Source organism: Methylobacterium mesophilicum, from assembly GCF_022179445.1.
Lineage (GTDB): Bacteria > Pseudomonadota > Alphaproteobacteria > Rhizobiales > Beijerinckiaceae > Methylobacterium > Methylobacterium mesophilicum.
Map to the genome: position 1 here is coordinate 1 of NZ_BPQU01000042.1, position 15,522 is coordinate 15,522.

Genomic DNA, 15,522 nt, shown 5'->3' on the forward strand with positions numbered 1-15,522 from the left:
CCCTCGCTCTCGCCGCCGTCATCGCGTTCTGGTGCTGATCGAGTCCAGACCCTAGGTCTAACGCTCCTCAGCGCCATGGCCCCGGCCTTGGCGCAACCCTACGGCGGCCGCGACTACGGCTACGACCGTAGTGACTATGACCGTCGCGACCGGGACTACGATTCGCGGGATCGCCGCGATTACGGGCGGGACTATGATCGCGCACCGCGCGGCGGACGGGGTGATTACGCGTTCGACGAGATGGAGTATCTGCGCTGTAATCCGGACGTGCGCCGCGCTGTCATCAGCGGCCAGGTGAAGTCCGGCCTGTATCACTACCGAAAAGTCGGAATGGCCGAAGGCCGGCGTCTCAGCTGCTGACCGGCGTTGGGGACGCTGCGCTCCATGAGCCGGCGGATATAAAAACGCGTCCTCTCATCACAGGACGGGCTTTCGGCCTGGGACAACCGCGTCACCGCAGAGTCCGAGGCCGTTTTGATCAGCGCCACCTTCGGGATGTGGAACGGGACGCCCGAATAAGCTCGATCGTTACTTGCTGCTTCCGCCGCCGCCGCCGCCCTGCGGTACGGCTCGCTCGGGCTGATTGGCATTCCCGGCAGACGAGGAGCTGTTGGACCGCGTATCCGCCGGCTGACCGGTCGGCGACGCCGTCACGCCGGCGTTGCCACCGGTGGTGCTGCTTTGCGGCGCCACGACGCCCGGCGTTCCAGGAGACGCGGGCGCCGTGGCGGGGGCCTGTGCAGAGGCTTGCCCGGCGAGGAAGAGGCTGGCGACGGCCGCAGCCGTGAGAACGCGAGTGTGCATTGTTTATCCTGATTGACTGAAGTCTTCAGAAACGCGCTAAGACGCCCAACGGTTCAAAATCAGGTGCGACAAGCAGAACGCGCAGTAAAACCGCCACCGCGCGTTGGACGGTTTCTCCCAAATCCGCAACTGGGGTGAATCTCACAGGTCGGAGCGTCTACGGCCAAGCCGCCTCAGATCAGATTGACGGTGCCGTGTTCCTTAAAGGCTTTCGGACAATCGTTCTCGTCCACCAGTTGCTGGGCCTCCGCCAGCGTCAGGTGGCGGTCGGCAGCCAGCACTGCCAAGGTCATCCACTGTCTCGACGTGTCGCGCTCCTGCTTCCTCGGTCAGCGACGCGGCACGCGAAGGGTTCGAGAGCAAGAAAAACCCCGCGCGGCAGATGCCGGCGGGGCTGAAGGAAAATGACGCTCGGTGCGTTACGCCGGCGACTGATTGCAAGATAGCAATACCAGACGCGGCAGTAAAGCTGCTGTGATGACAAACCGAACTAAATATTGGCCTCAAATTTTTTGCGGGTACCACGGATTGTTAGGATCATGATGATGCCGAAAAGCTCATCTCCGGCGCCTCATTTCGATCCTTCGATCATGCGTTCCGTCAGGACTGGGCCTTCAGGTAGGCGATCACGTCGTTGATCTTCTTGTCGTCGGTGAAGCCCTGGAAGATCATCTTGTTTCCGGGCACCTTCGTCTTCGGGTTCTTCAGCCACTCGTGAAGGTTGGCCTCGTCCCAGGTGATGCCGGAATTCTTCAGCGCCGCGGAGTAGTTGTAGCCTTCGTAGGTGCCGGCCTTGCGCCCGACCACGCCCTTGAGGTCCGGGCCGACGCCGTTCTTCTGGAAGTTGTGGCAAGCCTTGCAGGGAGCGAACGCCTTCTCGCCGGCAGCCGCATCACCGGCCTCCTGGGCCTGGGCCGAAAGCGGGATCAGGGCGGCGAGAACAGCGCCGAGAACGAAAGAACGCATGGATTTCCTCTTCGGCCAGGCGGGACGGATGACGATGCGAAGCCTGACGCAGTGAGGTGTAGACGTCCGCTCAAGCCGCTTAATCCACCGCCCGGCTGGAACGCCGATTAAAATTATTCAAAGTCGAGATGCAGAAAACTCAATGCGGCAAGCGGGCGGGATCAGCACGATCGACCAGCCCGAACCGCTCCGGCAGCTTGCCGTCAAAGACCGCAACACCGAGCGACAACCCGCGATCCGGCATCGAGAAGATCGGGTAGTGGTACAACTTGCCCAAGAGACGCAGAGCTGACCGCCGCTCGCGCTTGGCCTTGCCCAAAGATGTGAAAAATGCGCCGGTGGCGCTCCCAAGGGGAATCGAACCCCTGTTTTCGCCGTGAGAGGGCGACGTCCTAGACCGCTAGACGATGGGAGCTTTCCGGCGGCGCGCAGGTGCTATAGCCACGCCCCGCCGGGGGAGCAAGGGCCTTCTCTCGAGATTCCGCACGGATCGGTGCGGCGGGGCGCAGATTGGGGTCGTGGTGGACGCAAACGACGAAGAGCGGGTCGGGACCGTGGCGGATGGGGGAATCCGGCTCGATCGGGCGCTGGTGGCGCTATTTCCGGATCTCTCGCGGGCGCGGCTCCAGGGTCTTGTGCGCGCGGGCTGCGTGCGCCGGGACGGCGCAGAGGTACGCGACCCGTCCGCAAAGGTCGCCGCGGGAGCACAGATCAGCCTTGATGTGCCGCCGGCTGCGGATGCCCAACCCGCGGCCGAGGCCGTGAACCTGGTGATCGCCTACGAGGACGACGACCTCGTCGTGATCGACAAGCCGGCCGGGCTGGTGGTGCATCCGGCGCCGGGTCACGAGAGCGGAACCCTGGTCAACGCGTTGCTCGGCCATTGCGGCGCGAGCCTGTCGGGGATCGGCGGCGTGCGCCGGCCCGGCATCGTCCATCGCCTCGACAAGGACACGAGCGGCCTGATCGTGGTCGCCAAGAACGACGCGGCCCATCAGGGTCTGACCGCGCAGTTCGCGGATCATGGCCGGACGGGTCCGCTGGAGCGCGCCTACGCAGCCCTGGTCTGGGGGGTGCCACATCCGCGGGCGGGAACGATCCAGGCGAGCCTGGCCAGGTCGCGTCACAACCGGGAAAAGATCGCCGTGGTCTCGGAGGAGGCCGGGCGGCACGCCGTCACGCATTACACGGTCGCCGAGACTTACCCGGAAGTCGCCCTCGTGCGCTGCCGCCTCGAGACGGGCCGAACGCACCAGATCCGCGTCCACCTCGCCTATCGCGGCCACCCGCTCCTGGGCGACCCAGTCTATGGCGGTGCGTTCCGCACCAAGGCGGCGCGGCTGCCTCCGGAGGCGCGCGACGCGCTCTTGGCCCTCGGGCGCCAGGCGCTGCATGCGGAACTGCTGGGCTTCAGGCACCCGCGCACCGGCGAAACACTCCGGTTCGAGAGTTCGATCCCGCCCGATATCGCCACGCTGGTGAACGCCCTCGCGAAAGCTTGAGCGTTCAGGATCGGGGAGGGAACCGTAACCCCGTCGCGTGCGAAAGGTCACGGCGAGCCGCGTCAGATCGTGACATGGTACGACCAATCGGCCGGTCGCGCGTTGATGGCAATATGGGGGTGCCCAACCGCTACCGGTCCGTCCGACTTACCCGTATGACATGGGGGGTCGGGAGGGTCGGCTCAAGAGCGGCCCGAGTGGACGGCACTGTTGCCCGTCGCGTCCGCCCGTCAGGGGGACAAGAGTCCAGGAGAATGCCATGGCCGGTACGCTGCCCGTGCTCGCCAATGAAGGTGGCCTTTCGCGCTACCTCGACGAGATCCGCAAGTTCCCGATGCTGGAGCCGACGGAAGAGTTCACGCTGGCCAAGAGCTGGCGGGATGCCGGCGACCGTGAGGCCGCGCATCGGCTCGTGACCTCGCACCTGCGTCTCGTGGCCAAGATCGCCATGGGCTATCGCGGCTACGGCCTGCCGATCGGCGAGGTCGTGTCCGAGGGCAATGTCGGCCTGATGCAGGCGGTCAAGCGCTTCGATCCCGACAAGGGCTTCCGGTTGGCGACCTATGCCATGTGGTGGATCAAGGCGGCGATCCAGGAATACATCCTGCGCTCCTGGTCGCTCGTGAAGATGGGCACCACCGCGAACCAGAAGAAGCTGTTCTTTAACCTGCGCAAGGCGAAGGGAAAGATCTCGGCATTGGACGAGGGTGACCTGCGGCCGGATCAGGTCAAGCAGATCGCGACCCGCCTGGGCGTGCCCGAGCAGGACGTGATCGACATGAACCGGCGCCTGTCCGGTGACACGTCGCTCAACGCCCCCCTGCGCGAGGAAGGCGAAGGCGAGTGGCAGGACTGGTTGGTCGATAACGCCCCGAGCCAGGAGACGGTGCTGGCTCGTGAGCAGGAGGGGCAGAACCGCCTCTCGGCTCTGCGCGACGCCCTCGGCGTGCTGAACCCGCGGGAACGGCGAATCTTTGAGGCCCGGCGCCTCGCGGATGATCCGATCACACTGGAAGACCTATCGGGCGAGTTCGGCGTCTCGCGGGAGCGTGTTCGACAGATCGAGGTTCGAGCCTTCGAGAAGGTGCAGGAGGCGGTGAAGCGCAACATCGCGAACCGCGAATTGCCGCGTACCGGCATCGAGGCTCACTGAACCGACAATCCGGCGCGCGGGCATGCGCGCCGGATTGTCCCGGCCACGATTACTGCCATGCGTCGAACGCGTTTTGCATCACCTGGGCGCCGGCACTGCCCTTCTCAAAGGTGAGCACCGCGCGCTTGCCCGACGTGTAGCGGACCGCCAGATCGAACCAGTTGCGGTGGAGCAGCAGATCGGTGTTGCGATCGACGTCGTTCTGAAGTGACGACAGACCGATCAGGAACAGGTTGTCTCGGACCCGCACCGGCAAGCCGGAGACGGGCGAGCCGCGGCCGTTTTCGTCGTCCTTGGCCTGAAGCAGGCCGACATCCTGCACCGTCCGCCCCGTCCCACTCTGCTGGCTGAAGGCGAGGCTCACCGTATGTGAGGCCGGCAGCGTCGCGTCGAGATTGCGCTGGATCGTCATCACCAGCGTCAGCCCGGCATCCGGGATCGTCACAGTCGCGACCACGGCGTTCTGGAGCGGTTGTCCCTGCTCGCCATTCACCGTGTCGAGCCTCCAGGTCACCCGGCCGGTCGTCCGCGTCGGCTGCGCGTTGTCGGTGCCCGTCCCTTCCTCGATCAGTTCCGCGCGCTGGGCGATGGCTAGGTTCGGCTGAGCCGGTGACGGCGCGACCCGAGCCGGCGTGCCGTTCTCGGCACGTGGAGGTGTCCGCGTTGCGGGAGCGGCCTCGCCGCCGACCCGGTCGCCGAACTTGGTTTCGCTGTCCGTCTGTTGTGAATCGGCGGTTTCGGTCGCGCCGGACGGCAGGTTCTGCGGCCGGTCGCGAAGCAGGAAGGCCGCCACCGCGATCAATCCGATCACGATCGCCAGAACGCTCCCCACGAAGGCGTTGCGCAGGATGCGCGAGCGCCCCGACCGCGGCGGCACGACCTCGATCCGTGGACGCTGGCGGCCATTGCCGCCCTCGCCCACTGCCGCGGCGAGATCCGCATCATCCTCGGTGTCGGGGGCCGAGTCGGCCTCGGGTCGCAGTTCCTCTGCGGTCGCGGCGGCCGGCGACGGCCCTGGTCTGCGCGACGAGATCGCGATCGGCGCGTCGCGTGGCTCCGGCTCCTCCAGGGCGGCGGGTGCGAAGGGCGGCGGCGCTGCGGGTAGGACCGGCTCCGGCGCCTGAACCGGGATGGACTCAGGGGACGGGGATGGCGGCGACGGAACGGGCGGCGCCGGCTCCGGGATGTCCGCGGGCGGGTCCGGTCGCGGACTCGGCTCCGGCTGGGGGATCACGGCGTCGTTGGCGGGCGCCGGAAGGCCCCCGTGATCGACTTCGAGCCGCTCGATCGCGGTATCGAGCGCCCGGCGTTCGAGATCAATATCCGCTTCTGAGAGCGGGGGGTCCAGCGAACGGAGCTGGCTGATCAGGGCGTTGCGGGCGCGGTCGTAGACCGCCTTGCGCAGGGCGGGTGATCGGTCGGGCAGCGCGTCGAGCGCGCGTGCCAGAAGCGGGTAATAATCGGCCATGTTGCCCAGGTCCGCGCCTTCGGCCGTCGCCCGGCAGGACCGGTCGATGGCCGAGGACCGACGTTCGTTCCCGAACCGACGATCGGGATCGGCCGCCGGCCGGTTATGTCTGCCCGCCGCGCGGATCGGCACCCGCGAGTCGGTTCCTCCGATATCGTACCGGGCGGTCGATCCCTAAGACCGACGCCCGCCATAGGCTGGTTCTAGATCAAGCGGACGCGGGCTGGATACATGCCGAACAGCAGAAAATGTGCGTCATCAACGGGATAGGGCTTTAGGCCTCAATCTTCGAAGGGATTCTGCATCAGAATGGTGTCGTCGCGCTCGGGCGAGGTCGACAGCAGCGCCACCGGAGCCCCGATCAGTTCCTCGATCCGGCGAACATACTTGATCGCCTGCGCCGGCAGGTCGGCCCAGGACCTCGCGCCCGCGGTCGTCTCAGACCAACCCGGAATGGTCTCGTAGACCGGCTCGACCCGGGCCTGCGCGGCCTGGCTCGCCGGCAGGTGGTCGATCGTCTGCCCGTCGAGCTTGTAGCTGGTGCACACCCGGATCTCGTCGAATCCGTCCAGGATATCGAGCTTGGTGAGCGCGATGCCGTGGATGCCGGAGGTCCGCACGGTCTGGCGCACCAGAACCGCGTCGAACCAACCGCAGCGGCGCTTGCGGCCGGTGTTGACGCCAAACTCGCGGCCACGAGCGCCGATGGTCTCGCCGATCTCGTCGTGCAGCTCGGTGGGGAACGGCCCCTCTCCGACCCGGGTCGTGTAGGCCTTGGCGATGCCGAGCACGTAGCCGATCGCGCCCGGGCCTAGGCCGGACCCCGTCGCGGCCTGGGCCGCCACGATGTTCGAGGAGGTGACGAAGGGATAGGTGCCGTGATCGACGTCGAGCAGCGCGCCCTGGGCGCCCTCGAACAGGATGCGCTTGCCGGCCCGGCGCTGGTCGTCGAGCAACCGCCAGACCGTGTCGGCGAACGGCAGGATTTTTGGGGCGATCGCAGTCAGTTCGGCGAGAAGCGCCTCGGCATTCACTTCGTCGATGCCAAGCCCGCGCCGGAGCGCGTTGTGATGGGTCAGAACCCGCTCGATCTTGGCCGGCAGCGCATCGATATCGGCGAGATCGACCACCCGGATGGCGCGGCGCCCGACCTTGTCCTCGTAAGCCGGCCCGATGCCGCGCTTCGTGGTTCCGATCTTCAGGCCGGCATTGGCGGTCTCACGGAAATGATCGAGTTCGCGGTGGAGCGGCAGGATCAGCGTGGCGTTATCGGCGATCCGCAGAGAGGCGGGCGACACCTCGACGCCCTGCGCCTTGATCCGCTCGATCTCGTCCACGAGGTGCCAGGGATCGACCACGACCCCATTGCCGATCACCGAGAGCTTGCCGCCGCGCACGACCCCGGATGGCAGGAGCGCCAGCTTGTACGTCACCCCGTCGATGACGAGCGTGTGGCCGGCATTGTGGCCGCCCTGGAACCGGACGACGATGTCGGCTTGCTCGGAGAGCCAGTCGACGATCTTGCCCTTGCCCTCGTCGCCCCACTGGGCGCCTACAACGACGACGTTGGCCATGCCTGCCTGCTTACCCGCGACGGAAACCGGGACGGAGCAGCCCACGGGTGCGGGCTGCGTACGTCGTGAGCCGTTTCCGCGATCCGCGCGGCGAAATCAAGCAAGGCTGCCACATGGCAGCCCGCACGCTCTGCGGAACGCGCTTATTTCGCCTCGGTGCCGGAGTTCCGGCCGGGGAGTTCCTGCGGCTTGATCACCGGCATCGAACCGGTCTCATCAGGCTTCACAACGGTGCCGGTGGTGCCGGTCTCCGGCGGCTTGATCACGCCGTCGTTCTTCTGGAGCTTGTCGCTGAGCGACTGATCCTTGGGCGGCGCGTCGGCGCTGGGGCGGACGCGATCCGGCGGCGTCTGGGTCGATGGCGGCAGAGCCGGATCGGTGTCCCGGCCTTTCAGCGGCGCATCCGGGTTCTGAGCATAGGCGGGAACAGCAAACAGAGCCGCCGCGAAAGCGGCGAGCAGGATCTTCCTCGACAAGGTTGGTCTCCCCTCTTGGAACACGCGTTCCGAGAGCAACAGACTTGTCTCGGATCCGTTCCTGTTTGCTGCGTGGCGCGACCAGCTCAACCCTGACAAGCAGCCTCGACGTAGAGTTCGCGCAGGCGCCGGGTCAGCGGACCGGGACGGCCCTCGCCGATCGACCGGCCGTCGATCTCCACCACCGGCATCACGAAGGCTGAGGCGCTGGTGTAGAACGCCTCCTGGGCTTCGTAGGCCTCGGCGACCGAGAACAACCGTTCCTCGACCTTCAGGTCGGCCTCGCCGGCGAGCTTCAGCACGGAGGCCCGGGTGATGCCTGGCAGCAGCGCCGTCGAGAGCGGCCGCGTGACGAGGACGCGCTCGCGGCTCACGATGAACGCTGTGGACGACGAGCCCTCGGTCACCGCCCCGTCCTCGACCATCCAGGCCTCGGCGACCCCGGCCTCGGCGGCCTGCTGCTTGGCGAGAACCTGCGCCAGCAAGGCCACCGACTTGATGTCCCGCCGCTTCCAGCGCAGGTCCTCGACGGTGATAACCCGGGCGCCGGTCTCGGCGAGCGGGTTGGCCAGCACGGTCTTGGCCTGCGTGAACATCATCACGGTGGGCTCGGTCCCGGCCTTCGGGAAGGCGAAGTCGCGCTCGGCAACGCCGCGGGTGACCTGCATGTAGACGAGTCCCTCGCGGACGCCGTTGCGCGCAACGAGTTCGGTCTGCAGCTTTTCCCATCCGGCCGCGTCGTGCGGGTTGCGGATGCCGATCTCGCCCAGCGAGCGATCGAGGCGCGCCAGGTGCGCGGCGTTGTCGACGAGCTTGCCGTCGATGATCGCGGAAACCTCGTAGATTCCGTCCGCGAACAGAAAGCCGCGGTCCATGATCGGTACGCGCGCCTCCTCGAAGGGGAGAAATGCGCCGTTGAGGTAGACGATGCGGGGAGCGGTCACGGATTGCCTTCCTATGTTCGTCACGGGCCCAAGCAGGATTCGTGCAGCGGTTTCAGGCTGCGCCGAACACGCGCGCAAAGATCGTGTCGACATGCTTGAAGTGATAGCCGAGGTCGAAGCATTCCTCGATCTGCTCGGGGGTGAGCGCCGCGGTCACCTCAGCATCCGCCTTCAGCAGAGCCAGGAAGTCACCCTCCCCGCGCCAGACGGGCATCGCGTTGCGCTGGACCAACCGGTAGGAATCCTCGCGGGACACGCCGGCCTGGGTGAGTGCCAAGAGCACCCGCTGCGAATGGACGAGGCCGCCGAGGCGGTCGAGGTTCTTCTGCATGTTGGCCGGGTAGATCAGCAGCTTCTCGATCACCCCGGTCATGCGGGCCAGCGCGAAGTCGAGGGTCACGGTGGCATCCGGGCCGATCATCCGCTCCACGGAGGAATGCGAGATGTCGCGCTCATGCCAGAGCGCGACGTTCTCCATGGCCGGGACGACGTAGCCCCGAACCATCCGGGCGAGGCCGGTGATGTTCTCGGTGAGCACCGGGTTACGCTTGTGCGGCATGGCCGAGGATCCCTTCTGACCCTCGGAGAAGAACTCCTCCGCTTCGAGCACCTCGGTGCGCTGCAGGTGGCGGATCTCGATGGCCAAGCGCTCGAGCGACGAGGCGACGACGCCCAGCGTCGCGAAGAACATCGCGTGGCGGTCACGCGGGATGACCTGAGTCGAGACCGGCTCGGCGGTCAGGCCCATCTTCTCGGCGACGTACTGCTCCACCCGCGGATCGATGTTGGCGAACGTGCCGACCGCCCCCGAGATCGCGCAGGTCGCGACCTCCTCGCGGGCCGCGACCAGGCGACGGCGGCTGCGCTCGAACTCGGCATAGGCCTGCGCAAGTTTGAGCCCGAAGGTCACCGGCTCGGCATGGATACCGTGCGAGCGTCCGATGGTCGGCGTGAGCTTATGCTCCAACGCCCGCGCCTTGAGAGCGGCCAGCAGCGCGTCGACATCGGCGATCAGGATGTCGGCGGCGCGCACGAGTTGAACGTTGAGGCAGGTGTCGAGGACATCCGAAGAGGTCATGCCCTGGTGGACGAAGCGCGCCTCCGGGCCGACGATCTCGGCGAGGTGTGTGAGGAACGCGATGACGTCGTGTTTCGTCACCGCCTCGATCTCGTCGATACGGGCGACGTCGAACGCCGCGTCCTTGCCCTTGGCCCAGATCGTCTCGGCGGCCGCCTTCGGCACGACGCCGATCTCGGCCAGCGCCGTGGTGGCATGGGCCTCGATCTCGAACCAGATCTTGAAGCGGCTCTCGGGCGACCAGATCGCCGTCATCGTCGGGCGGCTGTAACGGGGGATCATGGGAGCCTCGGCACGGTCCGGAATTCGTGCGTGGCCGGTAGCATGTGCCGGCCCGGCCGCTCAATGCGGTTCACGCAGGCCGGCGCCACGCCGGAGCATGACGTCTGATGTCGATCCCGGTCAGGGCACGCGGACCCAGCCCTGCCCCATCAGCCGTTCCTGCGGGCGGAACCGGGACTTGTAATCCATCTTGCGCGAGCCCTCGACCCAGTAGCCCAGATAGAGGTAGGGCAGTCCAAGGCGACGGGCGCGCCGGATGTGGTCGAGGATCATGTAGGTGCCCGGCGACCGCCCGGCCTCCTCCGGATCGTAGAACGAGTAGACCATCGACAGACCGTCCGCGAGGACGTCTGTGAGGCAGTAGGCGAGCGGCGGCCCGAACCCGCGCCCGGTGATCGCCGTGTCCGGACCGCGCCGTCTGTACGACACCAGATGCGTGTCGACGTGGCTGTCCTCGATCATCATGGCGTAGTCGAGCACCGTCATGTCGACCATGCCGCCATCGCCATGGCGGGCGTCGAGGTAGCGGCGGAAAAGAGCGTACTGCTCAGAGGCAGGCCGATTCGGTTCCGGCGCGCCGATCCAGTCGTCGTTGCGCGCCAGGATTCGCTTCTGGCTGGCGGTCGGCTGGAAGTCGTCGACCACGACCCGCACCGAGATGCAGCCGCGGCAGGTCTCGCAGGCCGGGCGATACGCGATGGTCTGCGAGCGGCGGAAGCCGCCCTGCGTCAGGATCTCGTTGAGGTCCCGGGCACGGCGCCCGACCAGATGCGTGAACACCTTCCGCTCCTCCTGGCCCGGGAGATACGGACACGGCGAAGGCGCGGTCAGGTAGAATTGCGGAGTGTCGCGCGGATGGCTCGTCACGCTTGGTCTTGGCCCTGCACCGGGTGGTCCTCGCGGCGCCGGCGTACCAATGTACAGGCGACACGGCCGGGCTCAATGCCCCCGGCCGCTCGCCGCATGAGAATTTCGTCGCGCCTCCGGGGTCTCAGCGGGCGTGAACGACGGCCAAGCCGAGTAGCAGGTCGTGGCCCAGGCGCCGATCGGCGCGCATCAGACCGAACGCGACATCGAGGCACCACAGGAGGAAGGTCGAGACCGCGACGTAGAACAGCAGCGCGTGGACGGCCGCGCTGATGAAGTCCACGGGGCCGCCGCGCTCAGGGGCGACCACCCGAAGGCCCATCAGACGCTGCCCGATGGTGCTCTGTTTGGCTCCCCCCACCGTGATGGCGCTGTAGATCACGCCGCTCGCTGGAAGCACCGCGAACAAAGTCCAGCCCAGCCCGAAGGTCACCACGCCGATGACCGTGATCAGCAGCGTTAGCAGGGCGGTAAAGCCGAAGATGAACAGGATATCGAGCAGATACGCGACGGTGCGGGCCCCGAGGCTGGCACGCACGAACGGGATGGGCAGCGAAGCTGTGTAGCCAGGGGCCTCGTAGCGCTGCTCGGCGTCACCGGGTTGGGGATTTTGCATAAGTGTCGCGTCCTGCAAGCGAGGCGGCCTATCGAGACGTGGGTGCGGAAAGCGGCCGCCGCAAGAGCGGATTCGCGCGCTCAACGCTCCGCGGGATCATCGGCCTCCGCGTCCGGCGTGTCGAGGTAGAACCGCTTCAGCAGGTAGAGCGAGGGGCCGGACAAGCTGCTCCCCTCGGTCGCCAGCCCGATGAGCGTCGCGCCGGCATCGAAGCGGCAAGTCAGCCAGTGCTGACGGTTTCCTTCGGCATAATCGACCCGGACGGTATCCGCGGCCGGCCCCGGCGCGGCGCGCAGCAACCGGATGCCAGGCTGTGGCGCCACCGCCGGCAGGGCGCGCCGGCAGGTGGCGACCCGTTCCCGGCGGAGCGTATCCTGGCAGGCCGCGAGCCCCCCTAGGAAACCCGCCGTCACCGCCGCTCCGAGGAGCCAGCGGCGCCCATGCCTCACCGGGCGTTGCGCAGGCGCTCGGCGACCCGGGGCGCGTGGTAGGTCAGCACCCCGTCGGCGCCGGCGCGCTTGAAGGCGAGGAGAGCCTCCACCATCGCGCGGTCGCCATCGAGCCAGCCGTTGCGGGCCGCTGCCTCGATCATCGCGTACTCGCCGGACACCTGATACGCGAAGGTCGGCACCTGGAACTCGTCCCGTACCCGCCGGATGATATCGAGATAGGGCAGCCCCGGCTTGACCATCACCGAGTCGGCTCCCTCTGCCAGATCGAGCCGGACCTCGTGCAGAGCCTCCGCGGAGTTGCCTGGGTCCATCTGGTAGGTGCGCTTGTCGCCCACCAGCGCCGCCTGGGTGCCGATCGCATCGCGGAACGGCCCGTAGAACGCGCTGGCATACTTGGCCGCGTAGGCCATGATCTGCACGTCGAGGAAGCCGGCCTTGTCGAGCCCGGCCCGGATCGCGCCGACGCGCCCGTCCATCATGTCAGAGGGGGCGATGATGTCGGTGCCGGCCTCGGCCTGGATGAGGCTCTGCTCCACCAGGATCGCCACCGTTTCGTCGTTCAGGATCGCGCCGTCCTTCATCAGCCCATCGTGCCCGTGGCTGGTATAGGGATCGAGCGCCACGTCGGTCATCACGCCGATTTCGGGCACCGCCCGCTTCACGGCCCGCACCGCGCGGCAGACCAGATTGTTGGCGTTGAGCGCCTCGGAGCCGGTCGGATCGCGCAGCGCAACCTCGGTGTAGGGGAAGAACGACACCGCCGGGATACCCAGCCGCGCCGCACGCTCCGCGTCGCGCACGATCTCGTCCACGGAGAGCCGCTCGACTCCCGGCATCGAGGCGATCGGCTCGCGCCGGCCCTCGCCCTCGATCACGAACATCGGCCAGATCAGGTCGTCGACCGTGAGCGTATGCTCACGCACCAACCGCCGCGACCACTCCGCCTTTCGGTTGCGGCGCGGGCGCTGCGTGATCTTCAGCACGTCCGGACGCGCGCTCTCGCGAGCGGCCTCCAGGGCGATCGGGCGCGGCTCTGGCAAGATGTCTGACATGCGGCTTCGGTATCGTGCGCGCGGTGAAGCGTGGGTCGCGCGGCGCATCGGCGCTGGGGCTTCCGGACTAGCACACCGTCCGGGCACGGTGAAATCAGACCGTTGACGCAGGGCGCCGGAACGGATTCAACCCAGCATATCCCCCATCAATCCCGGCCTCCCGACGATGCATCGGCTTTTCTCACCCACGGGCGCGCTGTAATGCCCGGCTCCTTCCCGATCCGGCGCAAGGGTGTTCGGCCGGGCGACACGCCCACCGACCGGATCGAGCGCGCGCCGGGGCCGGCCCCCGGAACATGGGACACGGTCCTCGTCTGGTTCATGCGGATCACGGCGCTGTTCTGGCTAGTCAAGAGCATCGCGTCCTGGGCGACGATCCTCGACGTCATGCCAGATTCGCGCCCCTTCGAAATCGAGCCGTTCGGCCGCCAGGCCGCGATCGTCTACTTCGCGGTGGTGGACGCGTCGGCGGCCATCGGCCTGTGGCTAACGAGCGCATGGGGCGGCGTGATCTGGTTGCTGGCCGTGACATCCGCGATGACGCTCGCGGTGTTGACCCCGCAACTCGTCCCGATGCCGGTGCCGTTGCTCGTATTCGGCCTGACCGTCGTGCTGATGTACTTCATGCTGTCCTGGCTGGCCGCGCAGGAAGCACGGTGAACGAACCGTTCTGATCTTCGCTTCAGTTTGTCTTTACCGCGAAGAGTAAATCGGGAATTCATCCTGTCGCTTAAATCGCCTTTCATTCCCGGTACGTAGCTTAGCCATCATCAGCGGCACCGCATCGAACGGGCGCCGCGGCAACAGACGGTGAGGCAGACGATGAAGACCCAGAGCGCCCGTGTCGCGAAGAGCGAGGCCCCCGAGGAGACCCCGTCCGCCAAGGGCTCCTACCTGGAGGCGCTTCACCTAGTCGAGCGGCTGCACCGCCGGCTGCTGGATGTGATCAAGGACGAGTTCGAGCGCCGCGGCCGGGAAGACGTCAACAGCGTCCAGGCGCTGCTTCTGTACAACATCGGCGACAAGGAGCTGACCGCGAGCGAGTTGCGGACGAAGGGCTACTATCTCGGCTCCAACGTCTCCTACAACGTCAAGAAGCTCGTCGAGGCCGGCTACCTGCACCACGCTCGCTCGAAGACCGACCGACGCTCCGTCCGAATCAGCCTCACCGAGAAGGGCCAGCAGGTCCACGAGATCATCCAGGGGCTCTACGACAAGCATGCCCGCACGATCGCGCCGATCGGAGGCATCTCGGACGACGACTTCGGCCGGCTGAATACGGCTCTGGGCCGTCTCGAGCGCTTCTGGACCGACCAGATCCGTTACCGGCTCTGATCCGAGCGGCTCAGAGGTTCAGGAGGCTGACGATCCCGGCGATGACCGCGTAGGCGAAGCCCGCATTGATGGCGACGCCGAAGACGCCGATCACCAATCCGCCCATGACGACGAGGCCGTCGCGCTCGACGAGGCCGAGACCCACGAGGCAGACGGCGAGCCCCAGCGGGATCTGCCCGACGATCGGCGCGGCCACGATCAGCGCCAGCGCCAGCGCCAACAGGGCGATCCCCATCCCGCGCATGCCCAGCGCGGTCTCGAACACGCTGACGCGCGGACGCGACCAGCGCTCCAGACGCCGCAGGATCGGCACCGCCCGGGTGACGGCGCGGCGCACATCGGTGAGCGCGATCGATCGGCCGAGCAGGATCCGGGGCAGCCACGGCGCCGACATGCCGGCCGCGATCTGAACGGCCACGAGCAGCAGCAGGAGCCCGCAGATCAGCGGGATCGGCGGCGGCATCGGCAAGCAATTCGGCAAGCCGAGCAGAACCACGAGCAGCGCGAAGGCGCGATCCCGCAGCACTGCGACGATGTCGCCCACGGTGAGGCGCTCCCCCTCCTGGCTCGCTAGCACAGTGAGGACGTCCGACGTTCGTGAACCGGCAGTCAAGGATCCGCCAACCTTCGCTGTCCTGGCGCGGGCTCTAGCCGAGATCACCCGGCAGGCCAAGCGCGTGGCTGCCGCACGGACCTGTTGCTGCGGCACGGTCGAGGATTCATACCTAAGGTAACGCCAATCAAACTCGAAGCAAATCTTACGTATGTCAAAGCACATCTTCGATGCTGTGCATTTCGCCGGCAGCACGCCTGCGCAACTCGAGATAATTTTCCAGTGAACCTACGGTAAAAATTACTGCGCTCTACGTCGTTCAGCAGTAGGTTTACGGCTTCGCCACCGAGGGCGGATCCGTGTGCAGGAGCAAAGCCTTCGCGATCGGCCGGAGCAAGTC

17 protein-coding genes and 1 tRNA gene are annotated in these 15,522 nt (G+C 66.9%); 5 read left to right on the forward strand and 13 right to left on the reverse strand.

All coding sequences use genetic code 11. The features are described from left to right. Positions 1 to 75: 75 nt before the first annotated feature. The gene (locus tag MFF40_RS25430) at positions 76 to 360 is read left to right on the forward strand and encodes a hypothetical protein (RefSeq protein WP_238262796.1); all 285 of its coding nucleotides are present in this window, start codon (positions 76 to 78) and stop codon (positions 358 to 360) included. Positions 361 to 1,404: 1,044 nt separating this feature from the next. Here MFF40_RS25430 and MFF40_RS25435 read toward each other — a convergent pair. The 3 genes from MFF40_RS25435 to MFF40_RS25445 all read right to left on the reverse strand — a co-directional run bounded on the left by MFF40_RS25435 (position 1,405) and on the right by MFF40_RS25445 (position 2,185). After that, a complete protein-coding gene (locus MFF40_RS25435) occupies positions 1,405 to 1,770 on the reverse strand; it encodes a c-type cytochrome (RefSeq protein ID WP_147853262.1) in 366 nt (121 codons plus the stop codon). Between the two features lie 139 nt (positions 1,771 to 1,909). After that, a complete protein-coding gene (locus tag MFF40_RS25440; RefSeq protein WP_238262775.1) occupies positions 1,910 to 2,089 on the reverse strand; it encodes a hypothetical protein in 180 nt (59 codons plus the stop codon). A gap of 20 nt (positions 2,090 to 2,109) precedes the next feature. Continuing rightward, positions 2,110 to 2,185: transfer RNA gene (locus tag MFF40_RS25445), tRNA-Glu, on the reverse strand. Positions 2,186 to 2,288: 103 nt separating this feature from the next. On the opposite strand from MFF40_RS25445, the gene MFF40_RS25450 reads away from it, so the two are divergent. Both MFF40_RS25450 and rpoH read left to right on the forward strand, forming a co-directional pair. Continuing rightward, complete coding sequence (locus MFF40_RS25450) at positions 2,289 to 3,272, forward strand: RluA family pseudouridine synthase (RefSeq protein ID WP_238262777.1); 984 nt, start codon at positions 2,289 to 2,291, stop codon at positions 3,270 to 3,272. A gap of 259 nt (positions 3,273 to 3,531) precedes the next feature. Continuing rightward, the gene (rpoH, locus tag MFF40_RS25455) at positions 3,532 to 4,425 is read left to right on the forward strand and encodes an RNA polymerase sigma factor RpoH (RefSeq protein WP_147853264.1); all 894 of its coding nucleotides are present in this window, start codon (positions 3,532 to 3,534) and stop codon (positions 4,423 to 4,425) included. 49 nt (positions 4,426 to 4,474) lie between these two features. Here rpoH and MFF40_RS25460 read toward each other — a convergent pair whose 3' ends face one another. The 9 genes from MFF40_RS25460 to hemB form a co-directional block, all read right to left on the reverse strand. Further along, a complete protein-coding gene (locus MFF40_RS25460; protein WP_147853265.1) occupies positions 4,475 to 5,893 on the reverse strand; it encodes a histidine kinase in 1,419 nt (472 codons plus the stop codon). Positions 5,894 to 6,174: 281 nt separating this feature from the next. After that, positions 6,175 to 7,467: an adenylosuccinate synthase gene (locus MFF40_RS25465; RefSeq protein WP_147853266.1), complete on the reverse strand. Its 1,293-nt coding sequence runs from the start codon at positions 7,465 to 7,467 to the stop codon at positions 6,175 to 6,177. A 143-nt stretch (positions 7,468 to 7,610) separates the two neighbouring features. Beyond that, on the reverse strand, positions 7,611 to 7,943 hold the full coding sequence (locus tag MFF40_RS25470; protein WP_147897567.1) for a hypothetical protein: 333 nt from the start codon (positions 7,941 to 7,943) through the stop codon (positions 7,611 to 7,613). Between the two features lie 86 nt (positions 7,944 to 8,029). Next, a complete protein-coding gene (locus tag MFF40_RS25475; protein ID WP_147853268.1) occupies positions 8,030 to 8,887 on the reverse strand; it encodes a D-amino-acid transaminase in 858 nt (285 codons plus the stop codon). A 52-nt stretch (positions 8,888 to 8,939) separates the two neighbouring features. Next, positions 8,940 to 10,247: an adenylosuccinate lyase gene (gene purB, locus MFF40_RS25480; RefSeq protein WP_147853269.1), complete on the reverse strand. Its 1,308-nt coding sequence runs from the start codon at positions 10,245 to 10,247 to the stop codon at positions 8,940 to 8,942. A 120-nt stretch (positions 10,248 to 10,367) separates the two neighbouring features. Next, complete coding sequence (locus MFF40_RS25485; RefSeq protein ID WP_147853270.1) at positions 10,368 to 11,114, reverse strand: arginyltransferase; 747 nt, start codon at positions 11,112 to 11,114, stop codon at positions 10,368 to 10,370. Between the two features lie 124 nt (positions 11,115 to 11,238). Then, positions 11,239 to 11,730, reverse strand: coding sequence for an RDD family protein (locus MFF40_RS25490; RefSeq protein WP_147897568.1), 492 nt, complete (start codon positions 11,728 to 11,730; stop codon positions 11,239 to 11,241). An 80-nt stretch (positions 11,731 to 11,810) separates the two neighbouring features. After that, a complete protein-coding gene (locus MFF40_RS25495; RefSeq protein ID WP_238262779.1) occupies positions 11,811 to 12,143 on the reverse strand; it encodes a hypothetical protein in 333 nt (110 codons plus the stop codon). A 32-nt stretch (positions 12,144 to 12,175) separates the two neighbouring features. Continuing rightward, positions 12,176 to 13,234: a porphobilinogen synthase gene (hemB, locus tag MFF40_RS25500; protein ID WP_147897570.1), complete on the reverse strand. Its 1,059-nt coding sequence runs from the start codon at positions 13,232 to 13,234 to the stop codon at positions 12,176 to 12,178. 201 nt (positions 13,235 to 13,435) lie between these two features. Between hemB and MFF40_RS25505 the strand changes: the two genes are divergently transcribed. Next, positions 13,436 to 13,894 (forward strand): DUF6163 family protein, encoded by a 459-nt coding sequence (locus tag MFF40_RS25505; RefSeq protein WP_147853287.1) that lies wholly within the window; start codon positions 13,436 to 13,438, stop codon positions 13,892 to 13,894. A 162-nt stretch (positions 13,895 to 14,056) separates the two neighbouring features. Continuing rightward, positions 14,057 to 14,569, forward strand: a complete 513-nt coding sequence (ldtR, locus tag MFF40_RS25510) for a transcriptional regulator LdtR (protein WP_147853274.1) — start codon at positions 14,057 to 14,059, stop codon at positions 14,567 to 14,569. 10 nt (positions 14,570 to 14,579) lie between these two features. Here ldtR and MFF40_RS25515 read toward each other — a convergent pair whose 3' ends face one another. Continuing rightward, positions 14,580 to 15,182, reverse strand: coding sequence for an exopolysaccharide biosynthesis protein (locus tag MFF40_RS25515; RefSeq protein WP_281406463.1), 603 nt, complete (start codon positions 15,180 to 15,182; stop codon positions 14,580 to 14,582). Positions 15,183 to 15,522: the final 340 nt, after the last annotated feature.

Coding starts and splice junctions, on each gene's coding strand:
- ldtR (WP_147853274.1), top strand. CDS start 14,057: ATGAAGACCCAGAGCGCCCGTGTCGCGAAGAGCGAGGCCCCCGAGGAG.
- rpoH (WP_147853264.1), top strand. CDS start 3,532: ATGGCCGGTACGCTGCCCGTGCTCGCCAATGAAGGTGGCCTTTCGCGC.
- MFF40_RS25435 (WP_147853262.1), bottom strand. CDS start 1,770: ATGCGTTCTTTCGTTCTCGGCGCTGTTCTCGCCGCCCTGATCCCGCTT.
- hemB (WP_147897570.1), bottom strand. CDS start 13,234: ATGTCAGACATCTTGCCAGAGCCGCGCCCGATCGCCCTGGAGGCCGCT.
- MFF40_RS25430 (WP_238262796.1), top strand. CDS start 76: ATGGCCCCGGCCTTGGCGCAACCCTACGGCGGCCGCGACTACGGCTAC.
- MFF40_RS25490 (WP_147897568.1), bottom strand. CDS start 11,730: ATGCAAAATCCCCAACCCGGTGACGCCGAGCAGCGCTACGAGGCCCCT.
- MFF40_RS25465 (WP_147853266.1), bottom strand. CDS start 7,467: ATGGCCAACGTCGTCGTTGTAGGCGCCCAGTGGGGCGACGAGGGCAAG.
- purB (WP_147853269.1), bottom strand. CDS start 10,247: ATGATCCCCCGTTACAGCCGCCCGACGATGACGGCGATCTGGTCGCCC.
- MFF40_RS25505 (WP_147853287.1), top strand. CDS start 13,436: ATGCCCGGCTCCTTCCCGATCCGGCGCAAGGGTGTTCGGCCGGGCGAC.
- MFF40_RS25460 (WP_147853265.1), bottom strand. CDS start 5,893: ATGGCCGATTATTACCCGCTTCTGGCACGCGCGCTCGACGCGCTGCCC.